We start from the raw sequence: 18,408 nt of genomic DNA, 5'->3' as shown, positions 1-18,408 counted from the left end.
CAGAAGCAACACGCGGTTACTTCTGCCTGGAATGCTATGCGCTGAATTTGCGGTTGAGTCCCTAGCCGTTGGGCAGGTTGCGCTCCACCGAGTTGGCCGCGCGGTTGACGGCTCCCTTGGTGTTCTCAGCCGCATTGTCTGCCGCCTGCTGAGTCGCTTTACCAATGTTTTTCGCCGCTTCTTTGAGGGCGTTTTCGTCGCTGTTTTCGATGCGCTGCTCGGCCTGACGAATCATGCGATCGGCCTTGGCATCGGCGGCACTGGTGTCACGCACGGTGTCTTTGTGGGGGTACATGGCCTCGTTTTGGGCCGGGCCAGCGCTGCCGACGCTATCTCTAGCGGGGGTGGAAGACTGGGCTGCACCGCAGGCGGTAGTCACCAGAACCACCAGGCCAGCCAGAAACACGATCGCCCACTGGCGCAGGACATTCGGATTGAAAACTTGCTTTAGGATTTGCATAAAATGCTCCTTTTTGAACTTACTTGAACGTACTTACTAGACTTAACTGTAGAAACCTTTCCTGCGCTCCACCCCAAGGTATGAATTGTCTGAATTAGGAATCCAAAAAAATAACCTGGACGGTGCAGGGAGTGGTTAGTCTCTGCCCCCAAACCGAGGGCAAAGACTAACGCCTAGCTGATGGGAGTCTCGGCAAATCGACAGCAACAAACCGTAGGCTGCCGAGTTCAACCAATATCGACCTACATCTGGCTTTGCAGGCTTTGCTTGCTCTCTTTGAAGCGAATCCCCATGCGCTCGCGGTCTTCGCGGGAGAGGTTCTTGCGCATGGATGCAAACATGGTGCTTTCCTCCTGGCGAGTGTGGTCGCCTATCATGGCCTTTAGCTGCTTGATCTTGGCCATGAACTGATCGCCTGTGGAGGGCATAGCCTTGAGTTCGTTGAGCAGGTTTTCCATTTCGGCCTGCTCGGCGTAGAGCTCCTGGGTGTCGTCGCTGCCGTAGAAGGGCTGAACAGCGGGGTAGACCACCGCTTCTTCGGCTTTGGAGTGCACCAGCAGATCCTTGTACAGCTGGCCAAACAGAGCCTTGCACTGCTCAGAACTGTCGGCGTTGCGGATTTCGCTGATCAGGGTTCGGGCCTTCTGGTGGTCCATAAAGATCAGATCCAGCACGTCAGCGGATTCGCTGTCCGAGGCCTGGGTCGTAGCGCTGCCCACCACTCCGGTAGCGGCGGCGATCGCGTCCTGCACCCGAGCCCACAGCCCCTGCTGCGGCTCCTGGCCGGTCAGCTCCAGGGTGCCCAGGTATTCGAGCATGCCCTTGAGCTGCTCCTGGTGGGCGCGGTTTTCAAAGTTGACAGTGTTGAGGGGGGCCAGGGCGGCCTCCACGTCTTGGCCAACCACCTGGGCAGCCTTGTGAACCACCAGCCCCGACACCACCTGGCCGTGCTTCAGCAGCTCATGCTGGGCCATTTTCTCGTACAGGCTCAGCTCAGAGCGGGAGAGAGTGTCTTTGGCCTGGCTCACCAGTTCTTGAACGGTAGCCTTGGGTTCGGCCTGGATGCCGTATTGGGTAATGGCGGTTTCGACAATGTCTAAATTCTTTTGGTCGTCTTCAAGCATATCTTCCAGCCGCTTGCGCAGATGGTCGTCGCTACACTGGTTTAGGAACTGCTCCTCATTGTCAATAATCAGGCTTTGAATGGCCTTGATATCGGCCAGTTTTTCGGCGATCGCCGTCCGCTTTTGATCGTTTAAGGTGGCAGGCATACAGACTAGGACTCCAGTGAAATTCCGATCACAGCCTAAGGACTTGAAGCAGAAACCTTATCTGTCATTGGAGTAGAATTCTCCGCGTGATTTAGATGGCTGACTCCTTCTTTGGGGCCAGCCTTAGTCGTTTAGCCTCGCCCCCACGAATCACGGCTTTAACAGAAGCTGCCGTTCAGGTAGAGCAATCGCGATGCCCCCGGCCCCACGACAGCCTTCAGAATAATCAGACCAAGAATGCCACCCCAGATCCCTCACAAGATCCCTCACAAGATCCCTCAAAGGAACGATGATGCCCCTAGTAAATCCCTTTAGGGTCACGATCAGTTGCCTTTGGGGAGTACCGCTATGAGCCTTGTCTTTGAACAAATTAAAACCCCAGGGCTGGCCCAGCTTTCCTACATCGTGGGCGATGCCGCTGCCGGCGTGGCTGCGATCGTCGATCCCCGTCGAGATGTGGAGGTCTATTTGCGGCGATCGCGGCAGCTGGGGCTGCGCATCTCCCACGCCATAGAAACCCACATTCACGCCGATTTTGTCTCGGGCGCGAGGGAACTACAGGAGCGGCTGAACATCCCCATTGCGGCGGGTCGCAGCGAGGATTACCAGTTCGACTACCAGCCTCTGGATAGCGGGGATACCATCACTCTGGGCAAAATCACCCTGGAGGTGCGGCATACCCCAGGGCATACTCCCGAGCACATCAGTTTGCTGCTGTCCGACCCACGCCAGGGAAAGCAGCCCTTCGCCCTGTTCACAGGCGACACCCTCTTTAACCTGGATGTTGGCCGCCCCGATCTGCTGGGGGCCGATACCGCTCGTTCCCTGGCACACCAGCTCTACCATTCCCTGTTTGAGCAACTGCTGCCCCTGGGCGATCGCATGGAGATCTACCCCTGCCACGGGGCCGGGTCCGCCTGCGGCAAGTCGATCGGCGATCGCACCCAGAGTACCCTGGGCAATGAGCGACTGTTCAACCCGGCCCTGCAGCCCCGCAGCGCCGACGAGTTCGTTGACTGGTTGCTCAGCGACATGCCCGAGCCGCCCCGCCACTACAGCCGGCTCAAAACAGTAAACGCCGCTGGCCCACCTATTCAGGGTTGTTTTCAGGCTCCTCAGACGCTGGCAGTCGAAGCGTTTCAGCGGCGCATGGAGCAGCCCAATACCCTGGTGATCGACACTCGCTCCCTGCTGGCCTTTGGCGGTGGGCACATTCCGGGGGCCATCAACATTGGGCTGGGGCCGTCGTTTCCGTCCTGGGTAGGCTGGCTGGTCGATCCCAACAGCTCGATTCTGCTTGTGGCTGAAGGACCAGAGGCCCTGAGGGAAGCCAGCGAACAGCTGTTTCGCATCGGCTACGACCGGGTGGTTGGCTATTTGCACGACGGCATGACCGGGTGGCAGACCCAGGGTTTACCGCTCCAGCGCATTACCCAGATGCCCGTGACCGAACTCCACGCCCAGCTCGACTGCGAGGATCTGCTGGTGCTGGACGTGCGCAGCGATCAGGAATTTCTCAACGGTGCCATCCCCCACGCTCAGCACCTCTACCTGCCGCACCTGAAGGAAAACCTGGCGCAGCTCGACCACACCAAGCGGGTGGCAACCTACTGCGGCAGCGGCTACCGAGCTTCGATCGCGGCCAGTCTGCTGCAAAAGTACGGTTTTGCCTCGGTGATCAATATCCCGGGATCGTGGAGCGCATGGCAATCGGCAGAACTCCCCGTGGAGCAGCCGCAGTCGGTGGGCTAGTTTGCACTATGTTTGCACTATGGGTGGTCGGCGATCGCCACGCGGTTGCTGTCAATCTCCCGGGCCCCGTCTACCCGGCTGGCCACATCGATGATGCGCTCCAGGGTGGTGCGATCGCTCACCTGGCCCGTGAGCTGAATGGTGCTGCCGTGCTGAATCAGGGTGAGGGTGTCGATGGCGGCCAGGTCGGACTCGCGATCGAGGGCCTCAGCCAGACGGCGCACCAGCCCATAGGTGTCGTACTCCCCCTCCAGGCCCATGTACTCCGGCGGCGGCGGCGGAATGTGCTGGCTGGCCTTTTCGCGCAGCTCGTCGTCGTAGGCATTGGTCAGCCCCGGCGTCATGGGGCTGGGGTTGTTCCCGTGGGAGATTGTGCAGTGGTCAAAGTCGATGTGGTTTTCCCATGTCATGGCGACACCTGAATAGCGGCAGGAGCATTGTAAATGGGGCAGCCTAGTAGTCAGTCAAGTTAAATGTGACGGGTTAACGGGTTGTCGGTCTACGGTAAACGGTACACGGCTCGCCTTAAACCGCTTACCGTGAACCGTGAACCCTAAGGCACACCTCCCGTCATTATTTTTTTGACTGAACACTAGTGCTCTGTAAAACCTAAGTTTGTAAGGTGGGTGAAGCGGAGCGTAACCCAACCAGGCTGACTGCTGTTGGGTTACGCTCCGCTTCACCCAACCTACGGGAACCCTAATTTTTAGCTTTGACGCTGCCTTAGGGACCTGTTGTCAATGAGCCTCTGATGGCCCCAGAATCAGGGGTTGAAGCCCCTAGCTGTTTGGGGAAGCGAGCGTGGCACCACTGATATTTAAGGGTTTTTGATCAGAACCGATGACACGCCCTAGGATCGCTACCGCTCCATCGTTTCGCCGGGGCCAACGATGCCAACCTTGTGGCGGAAGGTCAGCTCGCCGCCAAACCAGCCGCTGACCAGCAGCATCCCCGACACCACCACCGACAGCACCAGACCCAGGGGCAAAATGGCCGCCGCCGGGTCGCCCCACCGCAGCAGAACGTTGATAATGCTGAGCACCAGCGCCCCGGCGTTGAGCGCCATGTGGGCCCACCCGGCGGTGCGCTGGCGCACCCGAGGAATGTTGATAAAGTCAGCCATGCCGGTGACGGCGGCGGCCACCCCCGACAATACCCCCAGCCCCAGCAGCCAGACGCTGGCCCTGGCCCAGAAGAAGTCCTGGGTGAGCCAGTAGCCCAGGTCGGCCCCGGCGGCGCTGCTCAGAAAGGCGACCGGAAAAATGACGATGATCGGGTGAATGGGGTGGCCAAAAATCGCGATCGAACTGGTGATGCCGGTGCCCCGATACTCCGTCGCCCGGCTGTCGATCAGCGGCGGCAGGTTGGGATAGGGCACCTGTCCAGACTGGTTCTGGTAATCCTGGGTGGCCATAACAATGTCCTCTAAATGACGGGTCTAACAACGGAAATAGACGATCGATCTTCAGGCGATTCTCAGCGGCTCAGGCTCGCCACGGACTTAAAGCGATCCTTGAGCCAGTTGCCGGCTTCTTTCAGGTTGTACTTCAGGGGTTCCTGCACACTCAGAAAGACCCGGGCACAGTTGCGCCCCGGCATGCCGGAAATTGACCCGCCAGGATGGGTGCCCGCCCCGGTCAAAAACAGCCCGGAAAGAGGGGTCTGGTAGTTGGCCAGCTCGGGCAGGGGGCGGAAGAACACCATTTGATCGAGGGTCATGTCGATGTGGTAGTGGTTGCCTTTGCGGACCCCAATGCGCTGGGTCAGCTCGGCCGGACTTTCCACCCGCCGCGCAATGATTGACTGCTTCAGGTTGGGGGTGTAGTGGGCCAGTTTGTCGATCACGCGATCGGCCACCTTGTTCTTCAGGTCATCGGTCCAGCCGGTCCCCAGCAGCCCTGTACCCTCGGCCCCCTTGACCTGGAAGGGCGCAAAAAACTCGATCCACAGGGTGTGCTGCCCCGCCGGAGCCATGGAGGGGTCCATCACCGTGGGGACGACCACGTACAGGGATGGATCGTCGTCGGGAATCAGCCCCTGGGTGGGCATGGTGTGGGCCGTTTCCACCTGATCCATCGTGTCGGCAATCAGCACCGAGCCAATCAGGTAGTCATCGCGGTGGTCGTGACCCTCAAAGCGGGGCATTTCGGAGAGGGCACAGTCAATTTTGAGAATGCCCTCGTTATTGTTGACAATGCGCCGATCGAGCCGTTCGCTCAGCTCGGGCACCAGGGTTTGGGCATCGGCGGCGGGCACCAGATCCTGAAACACTCGCTGGGCATCGATGTTGGAGATGACTCCTTTGGTGGCCCGGTACTCTTGCCCACTGGCCACGCGCACGCCTTCCACCCGCCCCTGGGCGTCGATCAAGAGGCGATCGACAGACTGGTCACAGAGAATGGTGCCGCCGTGGTCCTTGACCATGCGGACCAGAGCATCGACGAGGGCCCCGGTGCCGCCGCGAGGACGGGCCACACCGGGGTTGTGGCGCAGGGCCATCATCATCGAGCCTACGGCCAGGGTCTTTTGGGAAGGCGGCCCCCCCAGTTCTGAGGCCAGCCGCGCCAGGGGGGCTTTGACCACCTCGGTTTCGAACCATTCGTTGAGGGTGTCCTGGGGGCTATTCAGCATGGTGCGAACCAGGTCGAGCGCCTGATCAACGCCACCCACCAGCGACAGCAAATCCTGCATGTTGTGCAGCCCGTAGTTCCCCAAAATATCGACCACCGACTTGGGCGGTGCGTTGAATACGGGGGTAATCGCCTGGGTCAGGGTGTCCCAAAACGCCATGTACTTCTTGTACTGATCGGCATCCCGCTGGCTGTAGCGGGCAATTTCTGCACAGGTCTTTTCGACGGAGCGGTAGGCTAAAAATGCCTTGCCGTCCGCCTGGGGGCAGTAGGTAATGGGGTCGCAGTAGAGATACTCTAGGCCGTAGCGCTCCAGCTCCAGTTCATCGACCACTGGCCCCAGGTGAATAAACTCGTGGTCGATCGCGCAGAGATTGAAGTAAAAGCCCGGAGCATCCTCCGGCAGAGCCTCTTCTGTAGTGGCTGCTCCGCCTGGAATCTCCCGCTTTTCTAGCAGTAAAACGCTGTACCCAGCCTTTAATAAGTATCCTGCACAAACTAACCCGTTGTGCCCCGCCCCGATAATTACAACATCAAACGTCTGTGTCGTCTGCATAGGGAAATACTCAAAATATGCCCTGATGGTAAGGAAAATGGGCTTCAAAACCGACCTATCCTGAGGAGTAGATTGGCGGCAGAATCAAGAGCAGATCGGCCTAAATTTTGGTTAACTATTTGGTTAAATATTTAAGATCTCCAGGAAAGGCTTTGGGCCCGGCATCCATTTGGGCCAACCGCCTCAGCATGCTAAGCCGTGCTACGAAAGACAAAGTCTACCCCAGGACAGTTGACAGCCGTTCTTTGGGCCTCAGGCCATAAATTTGGGCCTCTGGTTTGCCAGAGACCCAGGGTTAACAGCCGGGTCAACGGTGACAACAGCCGCAGACAAATACCCCTAGCTTTGGGACATGGTCTTCATCAGATGCTTGCGAATCTCCTGGATTTGCTCGATGTCAGACTGCTTGAGTTGAGTGAGCAAATCGACGCATTCCTGCGAATTGGCCTCACGGGCATCCTGCATGTACTTGTCGTAGGCTTGCAGCGCTTTGGCTTTACTGTGCATGACAGTGAGCCAATCGTACTCCAGGTTGCTCACAACTTGTTGGGCTTTAGTTCCTGTAGTCATGGGTGGTTTCCTCCACGGTTTATTTTGTAGTTCAAGAGATAGAATGTAAAATTAAACGGTGAGCTGCTAAACCTTTAGGGTTGATCTGTAAGTTGATCAGCGTAAGGTCGTGGTCTGGGGAACGCCAGGTTCCCGACCAGGATCACTGTTTATTTCACACCCAGTAGTTATCAGGGTGATCGCTGTTGCAGACTTTTCCATCGTCCAAAAGAGGGTTTGTGGTTTGAGCCAGAAACCAGCAGCGGGCTAAACTCACGACGAACCAAAGAATTCGCTGCGATCGCGTGCTCCTTCTCTGCCCCAGGCCATGCCCCGAGCTAGCCAACGAAAGACCAGTAACATTATCAAAAATTGTTGCGACTTCACGGCCATTTTGAAGGTTGAAATCTGTATTTTCTCGCTGAGAAGCTAAAGTTTAAGCAGTTTAAAACTCGATTCAAATTTACCTCGAGTTGCAATTAAAATAATGCTTGGCAACTCGAAACTAATCAAGTTTCAGCAGAAGCACAGGCGGCATGATCCAAGGCGATCGCACAAAGCATGATTGACTGCGGGATTGAGCTGTCGTCGCTGGCCATTGACACCGATCAGGCATTAGTTAATCGCAACGCTTTACCTATGCTTGGAAGCATTTTTGGGCTCTACGCGGGGCCACAGATCAACTGTACCCATGTCCACCCGGCATCGATTAGGCAGAAGATGACGCTGTTGCGATCGCCCGCTTACAGGACTGGTTGAACCGTGCGAGGCAGGCGATCGCAAAACAATTTTTGCGCCATCGTTAGCCAAAGCTCTGTCTTTGGATGGAGGTGTCCTATGGCCCTTGAGAGATGTTTGCAAAGGTGGGGTTCTTTATACTTCTGATCGACATGCGGTGAGGCCCAGGGCGGAAATTTTGAACCCAGCCTGAAAAGCGGTTTTGATATTTAGCCGGCTGAAGCCCCACCGGTCGTTTGTTATTGGAGTAAGCCCATGTTGACTGCTTTAGAAATTGGAATGGTGATAGTTGGTCTGGGGGTAGCCCTGCGGCTGGTGCGCCTTCCCAAGGCTGGACAAGCTAGCCTGGTCACTGCGACATGCTTGGCGGTTGTGTTGGTTGGATTCACTCAGCCAGCGGTTGCTGGTGCGGTCAACGGCGATGCTTTGACCGGCGGCCAAAAAGATTTAAACGAGACGCTCCAGACTACTCCCCAGGGCAACCAGTACCAGGGAATTGAGTATGCCGACGCCAAGGGCACTCCCCTGGGCGACCAGGAGATCACCGACCGAGTCAAAGGCAAAGTCCCCAATGAGCTGAAAGTCAGCGTTTCTAACGGCTCTGTGCGACTCTCGGGCAAAGTGGCCGATCGCGGCACCGCCCAGGCGATCGTGGACGACATCAAGGCCATTCCCGGCGTGCATGAAGTGGCCTACGACCTGGGCCTGAAGCGGTAGTCATCTACCTGGCTCTGGCGGGCCGCGCAAACTGCCGGTTCCCCATTCCACAGCGCGTGAACTCAGACGGCGGCCCCTGGCGGGTCGCCGCTTTTTTTGGCATTTTCCTGGGTGAAGGGGCAGAAAACCTGGGCTAAAGCGACAAATTGAAGTCTGCCCAGGGAGGGAGTGCATCCCACTGGGGAGCTATTTAGACTATGCCCAAGGGGTGAAGGAGGCAAGAGAAGGGACAAACAGCTCATAATACTATTGGTGCATGAGTCCTCGGCCAGGCATCGTCGCAGACACCTCCTACCGGTTCCTCCTAAATCGCTAATGCCCTCATCTCCCCTACCCAACAACGAAGCGGGACGGCTAGAAGCCCTGCGGCGATACAAGATTTTAGACACGCCCCCCGAAGTCGGGTTTGATCGGATCACGGCGCTGGCCGCCCGGCTGTTTGACGCTCCGGTTGCGCTCATTTCTCTGGTAGATGAGACCCGGGCCTGGTTCAAGTCGGCCCACGGCCTCGATCGCCAAACGGTGCAGCGCTACGGGTCGATCTGTAGCTACGCGCTCCTCAGCGACCAGGTCCTGGTGCTGCCCGATGTCCATCAGGATGAGCGGTTTGCAGACAATGCGCTGGTGCATGGTAACCCGGGGGTGCGGTTCTACGCCGGAGCGCCGCTGCTGACCCAGGGGGGCTTGGCCCTGGGTACCCTTTGCATTCTCGATAGCCAACCCCGCGACGGGCTGAGCGACGAGCAGCAAACGGTGCTGACCGACCTGGCGGCCCTGGTGGTCGACGAGCTAGACCTGCGCCTGGCGGCCCAGCGCGTCGCCGAAATCGATACCGCCCTGGTAGCCGTCACCGAGGGCGTTGCCGCCGAAACGGGGCAGGGCTTTTTTGCCGCCCTGGTGCAGCACCTCAACCACACCCTGGGGGTGGACTACGTCTACATTGGCCTGGTCGACAGCGATCGCCAGGAGAGCGTTCGCACCATCGCCGCCTGCGTGCGGGGCCAGCTGGGCGAAAACTTTGAGTACCTGCTGAACCACACCCCCTGTCAGCAGGTGCTGCTAAAGCGGGAGCTGTGCTGCTACCCCCACGGCGTCAGGGTTCAGTTTCCGGAGGCCAAACTGCTGCTCCCCCTGGGCATCGATAGCTACGCGGCCATTCCCTTCTTCGATGCCCAGGGCACGCCCCTGGGCCTGCTGGGGGTGATGGCCTGTCAACCATTCACCAATGTGCAGCTGATCGAGGCGCTGCTGCCCATTTTTGCCCTGCGGGTCGCCACCGAGCTCGATCGCCAGCACACCGATGCCGCCAGGCTCCAGGTCCAGCAAGATTTGGAGCAATTGGTAGCCCACCGCACCGCCGAACTCTCGCGCACCAACGAGCAGCTACAGCTGGAAATCGCCGAGCGCCGACAGGCCGAAAGTGCCCTCCGCAAAGAGCAGGAGATGCTGCGGGTGCTGCTCGAAAACGTGCAGGCGGGCATAGTCGCCTGCGACGAGGCAGGCCTTTTGACGCTGTTCAACCAGGCGGCCCGCGAGTTTCACGGCCTCCCCGAGCACCCGCTGCCCCCCGACCAGTGGGCCGACTACTACGACCTCTACCAGCCCGATGGCAAGACGCCCATGCCCACGGAGGGGATTCCACTGTTTCGCGCCCTCCAGGGGGAGAGGGTGGACAACGCCGAAATGGTGATTGCCCCCAATGGTGGGGTGGCTCGCACCGTGCTGAGCAGCGGCCAGGCGATCGCCGATGTGGACGGGAGCCTGCAGGGCGCGGTGGTAGTCATGCACGACATCACCGAGCGCAAGCGCATGGAAGACACCCTGCGCGCCAGCGAAGCCCGGCTTTCCAGCATTTTTGAAACCATCCCCGACGGCATTATCATTCTGGACTTGCAGGGGCAGATGGTAACCGCCAACTCCGCCGCCGAAAAGATTTTGCGGCTGACCCGCAGCGAACTGGCGGAGCGCACCTACGACGACCCGGCCTGGGCCTTGACTACGGTAGAGGGACAACCCTTTGCCACAGAGGATTTGCCCTTTCAGCAAGTCCTTCGCACCGGGGAGCCGGTGTACGGGATCGAGTTGGCTGTTGCCCATGCCGACCACACCCAAGCCATTCTCTGCGTCAACGCCTCTCCCCTGCTCGATGCCGAGGGCACCATTACCCATGTGGTCGCCTCCATGAGCGACATCACCGAGCGCAAGCAGGCAGAACTGACGCTGCAGGCCTCCGAGGAGCGCTACCGCTCGGTGATTGAGACAACCGCCGAAGGCATTGTGCTGCAGGATACCGACGGCATGATCTACACCTGTAACGCCAGCGCCTGCGAAATTTTGGGCCTGAGCGTCAATCAAATGATGGGGCGCAGTTCCCTCGACCCGCGCTGGCACGCCATTCGCGAGGACGGCTCCCCGTTTCCCGGCGATCAGCATCCCAGTATGATTACCCTGCGCACGGGGGAGTCACTGTCCAATGTGGTGATGGGGGTGAACAAACCCGATGGCACCCTAACCTGGATTTCGATCAACACCCGACCGCTGTTTCAACCCAACGAGCCTACCCCCTCTGCCGTGGTGGCCTCCTTTTTCGACATCACCGATCGCAAGCTGGTTGAGGCTGAGCGGGCCCAGCGCATTCGCGAGCAGGCAGCCCGGCTGGATGCGGAGGCCAGCCAGTTTCGCTCAGCCCTGCTGGTCGATATCAGCACCACCCTGGCGTCGTTGCTCAACCACACCGATACCCTCCAGCGAGTCGCCGATCGGGTGGTGCCGTTTTTTGCCGACTGGTGCGCGATCGACCTGCTGCAGACCGACCAGACCCTGGAGCGGGTGGCCCTTGCCCACTGCGACCCAGCCAAGGTGGACCTGGTCTGGCAGATGCATCGCCGCTATCCCCAACCGTTAGACGCCCCAGCGGGGCTGGGGCAGATTTTGCCCCTGAGCCGTACCCAGTTGATGGCCGACATTCCCCCCCAGGTGCTGGAGGCGGTGGCCCAGGATGACGACCACCTGCGCCTGATCCAGAGTCTGGGGCTGAAGTCCTGCATTGCCGCTCCGCTGGTTGCCCGGAGCCAGGTTTTAGGGGTCATTTTGTTTCTCACCGCCGAGTCTGATCGTCGCTACGTCCCAGCCGACCTGGCCCTGGCCGAGAACATCGCCCACCAGCTGGCGATCGCCGTCGACAACGCCCGCCTCTACCAGGATGAGCAGACCGCGCGCAGTGAGGCCGAGGCCGCCAACCGGATCAAAGACGAATTTCTGGCGGTGCTCTCCCACGAGCTCCGCTCACCCCTCAACCCCATTTTGGGCTGGTCCCAGCTGCTGCAAAAGCGCTCCACCGAAGATCCCACCCTGCTGCGGGGGCTCCAGACCATTGAGCGCAACGCCAAGCTGCAAACCCAGCTGATTGCCGACCTGCTCGATGTCTCGCGGATTTTGCAGGGCAAGCTCCACCTCGACGTTGCTCCGGTCAACCTCCAAACGGCCATTCAGGCCTCGCTAGAAACGGTGCACCTGGCCGCAGAGGCCAAGGCCATTCAGATTCACACCCACCTAGGGGCCAGCGTGCCCCCCGTGTTGGGCGATGCCGGCCGCCTGCAGCAGGTGGTTTGGAATCTGCTCTCCAACGCGGTGAAGTTTACCCCCGAGGGCGGTCAGATCAAGCTCAGTCTGGAGGCCATTGCCCCAACCCGGCCAGGGGGTGCCGCCTACGCCCAGGTCACCGTAACCGACACCGGCCAGGGCATCACCCCCGAGTTTCTGCCCTTCATGTTCGATCGCTTTCGCCAGGCCGACAGCAAAACCACCCGTCAGTTCGGCGGACTGGGGCTGGGGCTGGCGATCGTGCGGCAGCTGGTGGAACTCCACGGCGGCACGATCGCGGCCACCAGCCCCGGCGAGGGTCAGGGGGCTACCTTCACCGTGCGGCTACCGCTTCAGGTCAGTTCCGCTGCAGCGGCTCAGGGGCTTCAACCCACCCTGCCCCCCCAGGCTATGGCCCGCCCCAACCCCCTCAGCGGGGTGCGAATCCTAGCCGTAGAGGACGAGGACGATGCCCGCGATCTCCTGGTACTGGTGCTGGAGCAGGCCGGAGCCACCGTTACCGCCGTCTCCTCCGCCGCCGAGGCGCTGCAGCAATTGCCCCACTTGGCGCTCGATGTGCTGATCAGCGATATCGCTATGCCCGCTGTCGATGGCTACATGCTGGTGCAGCAAATGCGATCGCAGCTGGTCCAGCAGGGTAAGCAACCCAGCTTCAAAGCCATTGCCCTCACCGCCTACGCCGGAGAAGCTAACCAGCAGCAAGCCTTAGCCGCTGGATTTCAACGCCACGTTAGCAAACCCTTTGAGCCCGCCGATCTGGTCGCCGAGATCGCGGCTCTGGTTCTATAGCCGCCGGTCCAGTTCAGCTATCTGTGGTTCACTCCGCTTTGGGGTGGTGGCACTCCTCCAGCAGGGTAGCTACTTTGGTCAACAGCTGATCAAACTCAATCGGTTTACGAATAAAGTGATTTGGCCCCAGCGCCAGCCCCTGGCCCGTGTAGATCGAGTCGTAGGCGGTAACCATCAGAATAGGCATCTCCGGTAAATCTGGGTTTTGCCGAATTTTGCGGGTTACCTCGTAGCCATTCATATCAGGCATCATCACGTCCATCAAAATCAAATCTGGCGGAGAATGGGTCACCTTTGCCAGGGCAGTTCCGCCATTTCCAGCCGTATCTACGGCATAACCCTCTGTTTCTAAGACGGTTTGCAGTAAAAAGAGGTTGTCATCGATATCGTCAACGACAAGAATTCGAAAGTCCGATGGAGTACACACGGGGATGAATGAATAAGAAGTATTGAATATAGCCAGCTTAATCGATGGACTATTAAGCACACCTCGAACTTCGGATACAGATCCCTTTTACCTAAATACCTAGGGCCTGACCAATCTGACAGTAACGGGTTCCACGGCTCGGGGAGCACGATTTGCCCCCCTGTGTAAGGTCAACCGTAAATTTGAAAGCCTGGGCTGTCGCCCCCCACTCACCCTCATTTTTAGCCCGGCCAACTGGTAGTACCCTGATACCAAATCCGAGTCATAAAACCCCGATTCACAACCAGCAATCCCGTAGGGGCGTAGCATGCCGAATAGGATTCGGTATGACCCGTTCGGCCAACCGTGGCTGACCATCACTACAGAGAGGGGTGGCCCGAGGGACGCCCCATCCCAGCTTCAACCCTGGCAATAAAAAAGGTAGGCCGAAGCCTACCTAAACCTTACTGTTGTGTTGATTCCGTTGCGTCGATGCTGTCGGATTGCTTCTAACCTGTCGATCCGGTGAACCCGGACTCGGCAGGGCTAGCGTGCGGCGGTGTTGTAGGCGCGGGGGAGACGAACACCCACCGCAGACCCGGCCAGGGCAGCCACCAGACCCAGCAGCGAACCCAGCGCAAACGACCAGCCCACGGCAGCGGCATTACCGGCTACATCCTGAACCTGCTGCTGAGTAGTATTGGGGTCTTGCTGGTTAATGTTGGGCACCGTGTCGGCAGGAATCTGGTTAATGACAGCGCCAGCACCCTGGGCTACGATGCCAAACGCTCCCGCCACGCCGGTGGAAAGCAGCCAGGCACTCACTGCCAGCGTGGTCGCCCACAGAATCGCCCCATTGAGCATAGCCGTTTTGCGGTTCATGGGGCCGCAGGCGCGGGCCGTCACCCAACCACCGATAAACAGGGCAATCAGCAGGCTGATGATCGACCAGATGCCAACCGCTGCACCAATGTCGCCAGCAGTGCCGTTGGGGTCAGTGTTGGCCAGGGTGGTGAGGCCAATGGCAGCCCCCAGACCAGTCAGGACGAGTTGGGTAGCGATCGCAATCACGAGCCCCGCAAAAATAGGCCCCCAGCGCACCAGATCATGGTAATCGGCTACGGGCGCAGCCGTTGTGGTTTCCGTCACGCGATAGTTGGGGTTAGCAGCGTTAGGGTCATCTCTGTAGGTGCCAGGATCGTTTCTGTAGGGACTGGGGTCATTAGTGTAAGACATAGGTACACATTCCTTGCAATGTTGTTCTACTAATAAAGGCTCGAGTCAATTCTTGCCATCAATGTAGGACCTAGCCAAATTGACCCCATCTACCTATAGACGCAAAAGAAAAGACCGAAGGTCGTAGATAAAGCCGCAAAACCCAATATTTCCAGCCTTTTCTGGGCTTATCGACGGATACAGTGGCAGGAGAATGTTTTGCCTGCTTCCTGTCGCGATGAGCGCAAAACAAGCCTTGATCGTCACAAAATTTTAGGCCGGTTAAGGCGGGGTTCCGCCCTGGGATACATGCCGCTGGAAGGAAAAGGGATTAACTCTGAAGAGTAAAAGCAAACAGCTTTGGAGTCGTTATCTGGTGGCCTGGTGGTGCCTCAGGATCCCGTACGAGCGATCGCCCTATCCGCCGAACCTAGCATTGCCCTCGCCCCTGCCCAACAACAGCGCCCTGCGGGCCTGACCTCGTTAACCCTTGAGCGCCAGACCAGGCTCCAAACTAAGCCCTAAGCAAACACTGAAGGTCAGATCTTAAGCCCCGTGAAAGCCTGAAACCACTCAAAGGCTGCAGGTGCTGTTTGAGTGCTGGTCCGGTCAGTGTCATTGCATCCAGCTAGTCCTACCCACAGACAAGGAGATATTGTGAAAAAAGTGTTAGGAATTGTGCTCGGTGGCGGTGCTGGAACCCGCCTCTACCCACTCACCAAAACCCGAGCGAAGCCCGCTGTGCCCCTGGGAGGCAAGCATCGCCTGATTGACATTCCTATCAGCAACTGCATCAATTCAGATATTTCCAGAATTTATGTGCTGACACAGTTCAATTCAGCCTCGCTCAACGAGCACATCTCGCGTTCCTACAGCTTCTCAGGCTTTCAGCAGGGATTTGTAGAAGTGCTCGCCGCTCAGCAAACCCCTGAGAACCTGGAGTGGTTCCAGGGCACTGCCGACGCCGTGCGTCAGTATCTCTGGCGGTTCGAGGACATGAACTTTGATGAGTACCTGATTTTGTCGGGCGACCATCTATACCGCATGGACTATCGCGATTTTGTCCGGCACCATCGCGAAACCAATGCCGATATTACGCTGTCTGTCCTTCCCGTAGACGACAAACGGGCCTCCAGCTTTGGCCTGATGAAAATTGATGATTCAGGGCGCATTATTGACTTTAGCGAAAAGCCCAAAGGCGATGCTCTGAAGCAGATGCAGGTGGATACCACCACGCTAGGTCTCTCTGCCGATGAAGCTCAGGAAAAGCCCTACATTGCCTCAATGGGAATTTACCTGTTCAAGCGAGAGGTGCTGATCGATTTGCTCAAGCAGTACCCCGACCAGACTGATTTTGGCAAAGAGATCATTCCCAACTCAGCCAAGGACTATCGCGTCCAGGCCTACCTGTTTAACGACTACTGGGAAGATATCGGTACCATTGAGTCGTTCTTTAACGCCAACCTGGCGTTAGTCAAACAGCCCAATCCGCTATTTAGCTTCTACGACGAGGCTGCCCCCATTTACACCCGCGCCCGCTATCTGCCACCGACCAAGTACTGGCAGTGCAACATTTCTCAGTCGATGGTCAGTGAGGGCTGTGTGCTCAAGGAGTGCACCATTAGCAACTCGGTCATTGGCATTCGAACTCGCATTGAAGCAGGCTGCACCATTGAAGATAGCCTGATCATGGGAGCCGACCATTACCAGGACAACTTTGAGCGCCGCGGCAGCTGCGATACCACCACAATTCCCCTGGGCATTGGCGCCAACAGCACCATTCACCACGCCATCATCGACAAAAATGCCCGCATCGGCTGCAACGTTCAAATCCTCAATAAGGACAGGGTTGAAGAGGCCGATCGCGAGGATCAGGGGTTCTATATCCGCAGCGGCATTATCACCGTTTTGCGCGGGGCAACTATTCCCGATGACACCATAATTTAAGCTTCCCCACTGGTTCTGGGTCGGTACCCCAGAAGCTTGATTCCCTGGCTATGGTCAGGGAATCGTTTTAGGTACCCCCACTTATGCTCACTCCTCAGGGTGAGGACGCACTATCACCTTTTTCAGGTAGGCAGTTACAGTCTGCCCGGCGACGTAGGCATGGTTACCCCCTATTAAAGAGGTTTACAAGGCTGGGACTTATTAGCTTGATGGCAGTTGTTCCGCTGAGGCTAATTTGCCATGAAAACCACACAAAAATTTGCCTTAATTATTGGTATTGTCTATGTCGCCATTGGCGTTATGGGCTTTATTCCAGCCCTGGTTTCCCATCCCAGTTCTTTTAATGAAGCCGCTAGCAATCTGGAGGTTGTGTCCGGTTATGGTGCCCTGATGGGTCTGTTCCCGGTCAATACCGCCCACAATATTGTGCACATTGTCACCGGATTGCTGGGCATTGTGGCGGCTATTTCCCTGGACAGCTCGCGTCTGTATGCCGGTCAACTGGGTATCTACTACACCGTTCTGGCCATCATGGGCTTCGTTCCTGTCCTGAATACCTTCTTTGGCCTCTTCCCTATTTTTGGCCCCGATGTTTTGCTGCACGGGTTGACCGGTTTGCTGGGAATCTACTTTGGCTTTTTCGTCACTCCTTCCCTGCTTACTCTGTTTAAGCGCGATCTCAAGGATGGCGAGGGGGCTGGCGAAATTCTCTAGGCCTTACCCGACGCCAGTCACCGCCCGTCTTGGGCCTCTGGTCCCCAGGCGGTGGCTTTGCGTATGGTCCTGGCTAGGGGCTGGTCATTAACCGGTCTCTGACCCAACCGCCTTCCGTGGGTAGTGCGACCAGCTCTTGAATGCTGGATGCTCATTCTTCTTCAATTCCCATATCCATCAATACGTCAAGGTTTAGCTCTATGCACCGCCCAAGAAATCCCGCCATAAATCTCTTTAAGCGTCCGTTTAGGTACCTGCTGTCTGGGCTGGCCGCCCTGGTGCTGCTGCTGGCCTGCCAACAGGTTCCCCAGGCCCAGATAACGGCTCCGGGGCAGGCTGAACAAGCGCAGGTGCGCCCGGTTGCCTACACCGATCGCAGCCTGGCCACTCCAGCCGAACTGCCGCCCCTGCCCTACGACTACGCCGCCCTTGAGGCCGCCATTGATGCCGAAACCATGCGGCTGCACCACGACGCCCACCACGCCACCTACGTGGACAACCTCAACGAGGCACTGGGGGACTATCCTGACCTCCAGGGCCAGAGCGTAGAAGCCCTGCTCAGCGACCTGGATGGCCTGCCCGAAGACATTCGCACCACCGTTCGCAACAATGGCGGCGGACACCTCAACCACACCATTTTTTGGCAAATTATGAGCCCGGAGGGGGGCGGTGAGCCCACGGGTGACATTGCCCAGGCCATTGAGCAAACCTTTGGCAGCTTTGAGGACTTCCAGAGCCAGTTTAATGAAGCTGGCAGCGATCGCTTTGGCAGCGGTTGGGTCTGGCTGGTGAGCAACGGCGACGACGACCTGGAAATTGTCACGACCGCCAACCAGGACAGCCCGATTATGGATGGCCAATACCCGATCATGGGCAATGACGTGTGGGAGCACGCCTACTACCTGCGCTACCAAAACGAGCGCGGCGAGTATCTGGAAAATTGGTGGAACGTGGTCAACTGGCCCGAGATCAATCGCCGCTATCAGGCCGCCACTCAGCCCGCTGCATAATTGCCACCGAATCCGTTTGGGTAAAACCCAATTTGCCCAATTTGCAGGACT

Annotated in this window: 14 protein-coding genes; 6 read left to right on the top strand and 8 right to left on the bottom strand. The window is 58.1% G+C overall.

Annotated elements, in window-relative coordinates; translation table 11 throughout:
- Positions 1–61 precede the first annotated feature (61 nt).
- Positions 62–460, bottom strand: a complete 399-nt coding sequence (locus NF78_RS18675; RefSeq protein ID WP_035990744.1) for a hypothetical protein — start codon at positions 458–460, stop codon at positions 62–64.
- Between the two features lie 242 nt (positions 461–702).
- Positions 703–1,731 carry a hemerythrin domain-containing protein gene (locus NF78_RS18670; protein WP_035990742.1) on the bottom strand — a complete coding sequence of 343 codons (1,029 nt, stop codon included), beginning with the start codon at positions 1,729–1,731 and terminating at the stop codon, positions 703–705.
- 348 nt (positions 1,732–2,079) lie between these two features.
- Between NF78_RS18670 and NF78_RS18665 the strand changes: the two genes are divergently transcribed.
- A complete protein-coding gene (locus NF78_RS18665) occupies positions 2,080–3,483 on the top strand; it encodes an MBL fold metallo-hydrolase (RefSeq protein WP_035990740.1) in 1,404 nt (467 codons plus the stop codon).
- Between the two features lie 17 nt (positions 3,484–3,500).
- Here the strand turns inward: NF78_RS18665 and NF78_RS18660 are convergent, their stop codons facing one another.
- From NF78_RS18660 to NF78_RS18645, 4 genes are all read right to left on the bottom strand, one after another.
- Entirely contained in the window at positions 3,501–3,893 is a 393-nt protein-coding gene (locus tag NF78_RS18660) for a BON domain-containing protein (protein ID WP_052050737.1), read from the bottom strand.
- 449 nt (positions 3,894–4,342) lie between these two features.
- Positions 4,343–4,897: a DUF2231 domain-containing protein gene (locus tag NF78_RS18655; RefSeq protein WP_035990738.1), complete on the bottom strand. Its 555-nt coding sequence runs from the start codon at positions 4,895–4,897 to the stop codon at positions 4,343–4,345.
- A gap of 62 nt (positions 4,898–4,959) precedes the next feature.
- A complete protein-coding gene (gene crtO / locus NF78_RS18650; protein ID WP_035990736.1) occupies positions 4,960–6,669 on the bottom strand; it encodes a beta-carotene ketolase CrtO in 1,710 nt (569 codons plus the stop codon).
- 339 nt (positions 6,670–7,008) lie between these two features.
- The gene (locus NF78_RS18645; RefSeq protein ID WP_035990734.1) at positions 7,009–7,239 is read right to left on the bottom strand and encodes a hypothetical protein; all 231 of its coding nucleotides are present in this window, start codon (positions 7,237–7,239) and stop codon (positions 7,009–7,011) included.
- Positions 7,240–8,211: 972 nt separating this feature from the next.
- Between NF78_RS18645 and NF78_RS18640 the strand changes: the two genes are divergently transcribed.
- Both NF78_RS18640 and NF78_RS32535 read left to right on the top strand, forming a co-directional pair.
- A complete protein-coding gene (locus NF78_RS18640) occupies positions 8,212–8,673 on the top strand; it encodes a BON domain-containing protein (protein ID WP_081972757.1) in 462 nt (153 codons plus the stop codon).
- 315 nt (positions 8,674–8,988) lie between these two features.
- Entirely contained in the window at positions 8,989–13,065 is a 4,077-nt protein-coding gene (locus NF78_RS32535; RefSeq protein WP_052050735.1) for a PAS domain S-box protein, read from the top strand.
- 28 nt (positions 13,066–13,093) lie between these two features.
- On the opposite strand, the gene NF78_RS18630 is transcribed toward NF78_RS32535, so the two are convergent.
- Together NF78_RS18630 and NF78_RS18625 are read right to left on the bottom strand one after the other, a co-directional pair.
- Positions 13,094–13,492, bottom strand: coding sequence for a response regulator (locus tag NF78_RS18630; protein WP_035990732.1), 399 nt, complete (start codon positions 13,490–13,492; stop codon positions 13,094–13,096).
- Between the two features lie 525 nt (positions 13,493–14,017).
- Positions 14,018–14,707 carry a hypothetical protein gene (locus NF78_RS18625; protein WP_081972756.1) on the bottom strand — a complete coding sequence of 230 codons (690 nt, stop codon included), beginning with the start codon at positions 14,705–14,707 and terminating at the stop codon, positions 14,018–14,020.
- 636 nt (positions 14,708–15,343) lie between these two features.
- On the opposite strand from NF78_RS18625, the gene NF78_RS18620 reads away from it, so the two are divergent.
- The 3 genes from NF78_RS18620 to NF78_RS18610 all read left to right on the top strand — a co-directional run bounded on the left by NF78_RS18620 (position 15,344) and on the right by NF78_RS18610 (position 18,357).
- Positions 15,344–16,633 carry a glucose-1-phosphate adenylyltransferase gene (locus NF78_RS18620; protein ID WP_035990729.1) on the top strand — a complete coding sequence of 430 codons (1,290 nt, stop codon included), beginning with the start codon at positions 15,344–15,346 and terminating at the stop codon, positions 16,631–16,633.
- A 240-nt stretch (positions 16,634–16,873) separates the two neighbouring features.
- Positions 16,874–17,347, top strand: coding sequence for a DUF4383 domain-containing protein (locus NF78_RS18615; protein WP_035990727.1), 474 nt, complete (start codon positions 16,874–16,876; stop codon positions 17,345–17,347).
- A 200-nt stretch (positions 17,348–17,547) separates the two neighbouring features.
- A complete protein-coding gene (locus NF78_RS18610; protein WP_052050734.1) occupies positions 17,548–18,357 on the top strand; it encodes a superoxide dismutase in 810 nt (269 codons plus the stop codon).
- The last annotated feature ends 51 nt before the right edge of the window (positions 18,358–18,408 follow it).

The sequence above is a fragment of the Leptolyngbya sp. KIOST-1 genome (genome assembly GCF_000763385.1).
GTDB lineage: Bacteria > Cyanobacteriota > Cyanobacteriia > Phormidesmidales > Phormidesmidaceae > Nodosilinea.
Note: the sequence above shows the minus strand (reverse complement) of the source record. Positions and strands in the feature narration are given on the sequence as shown.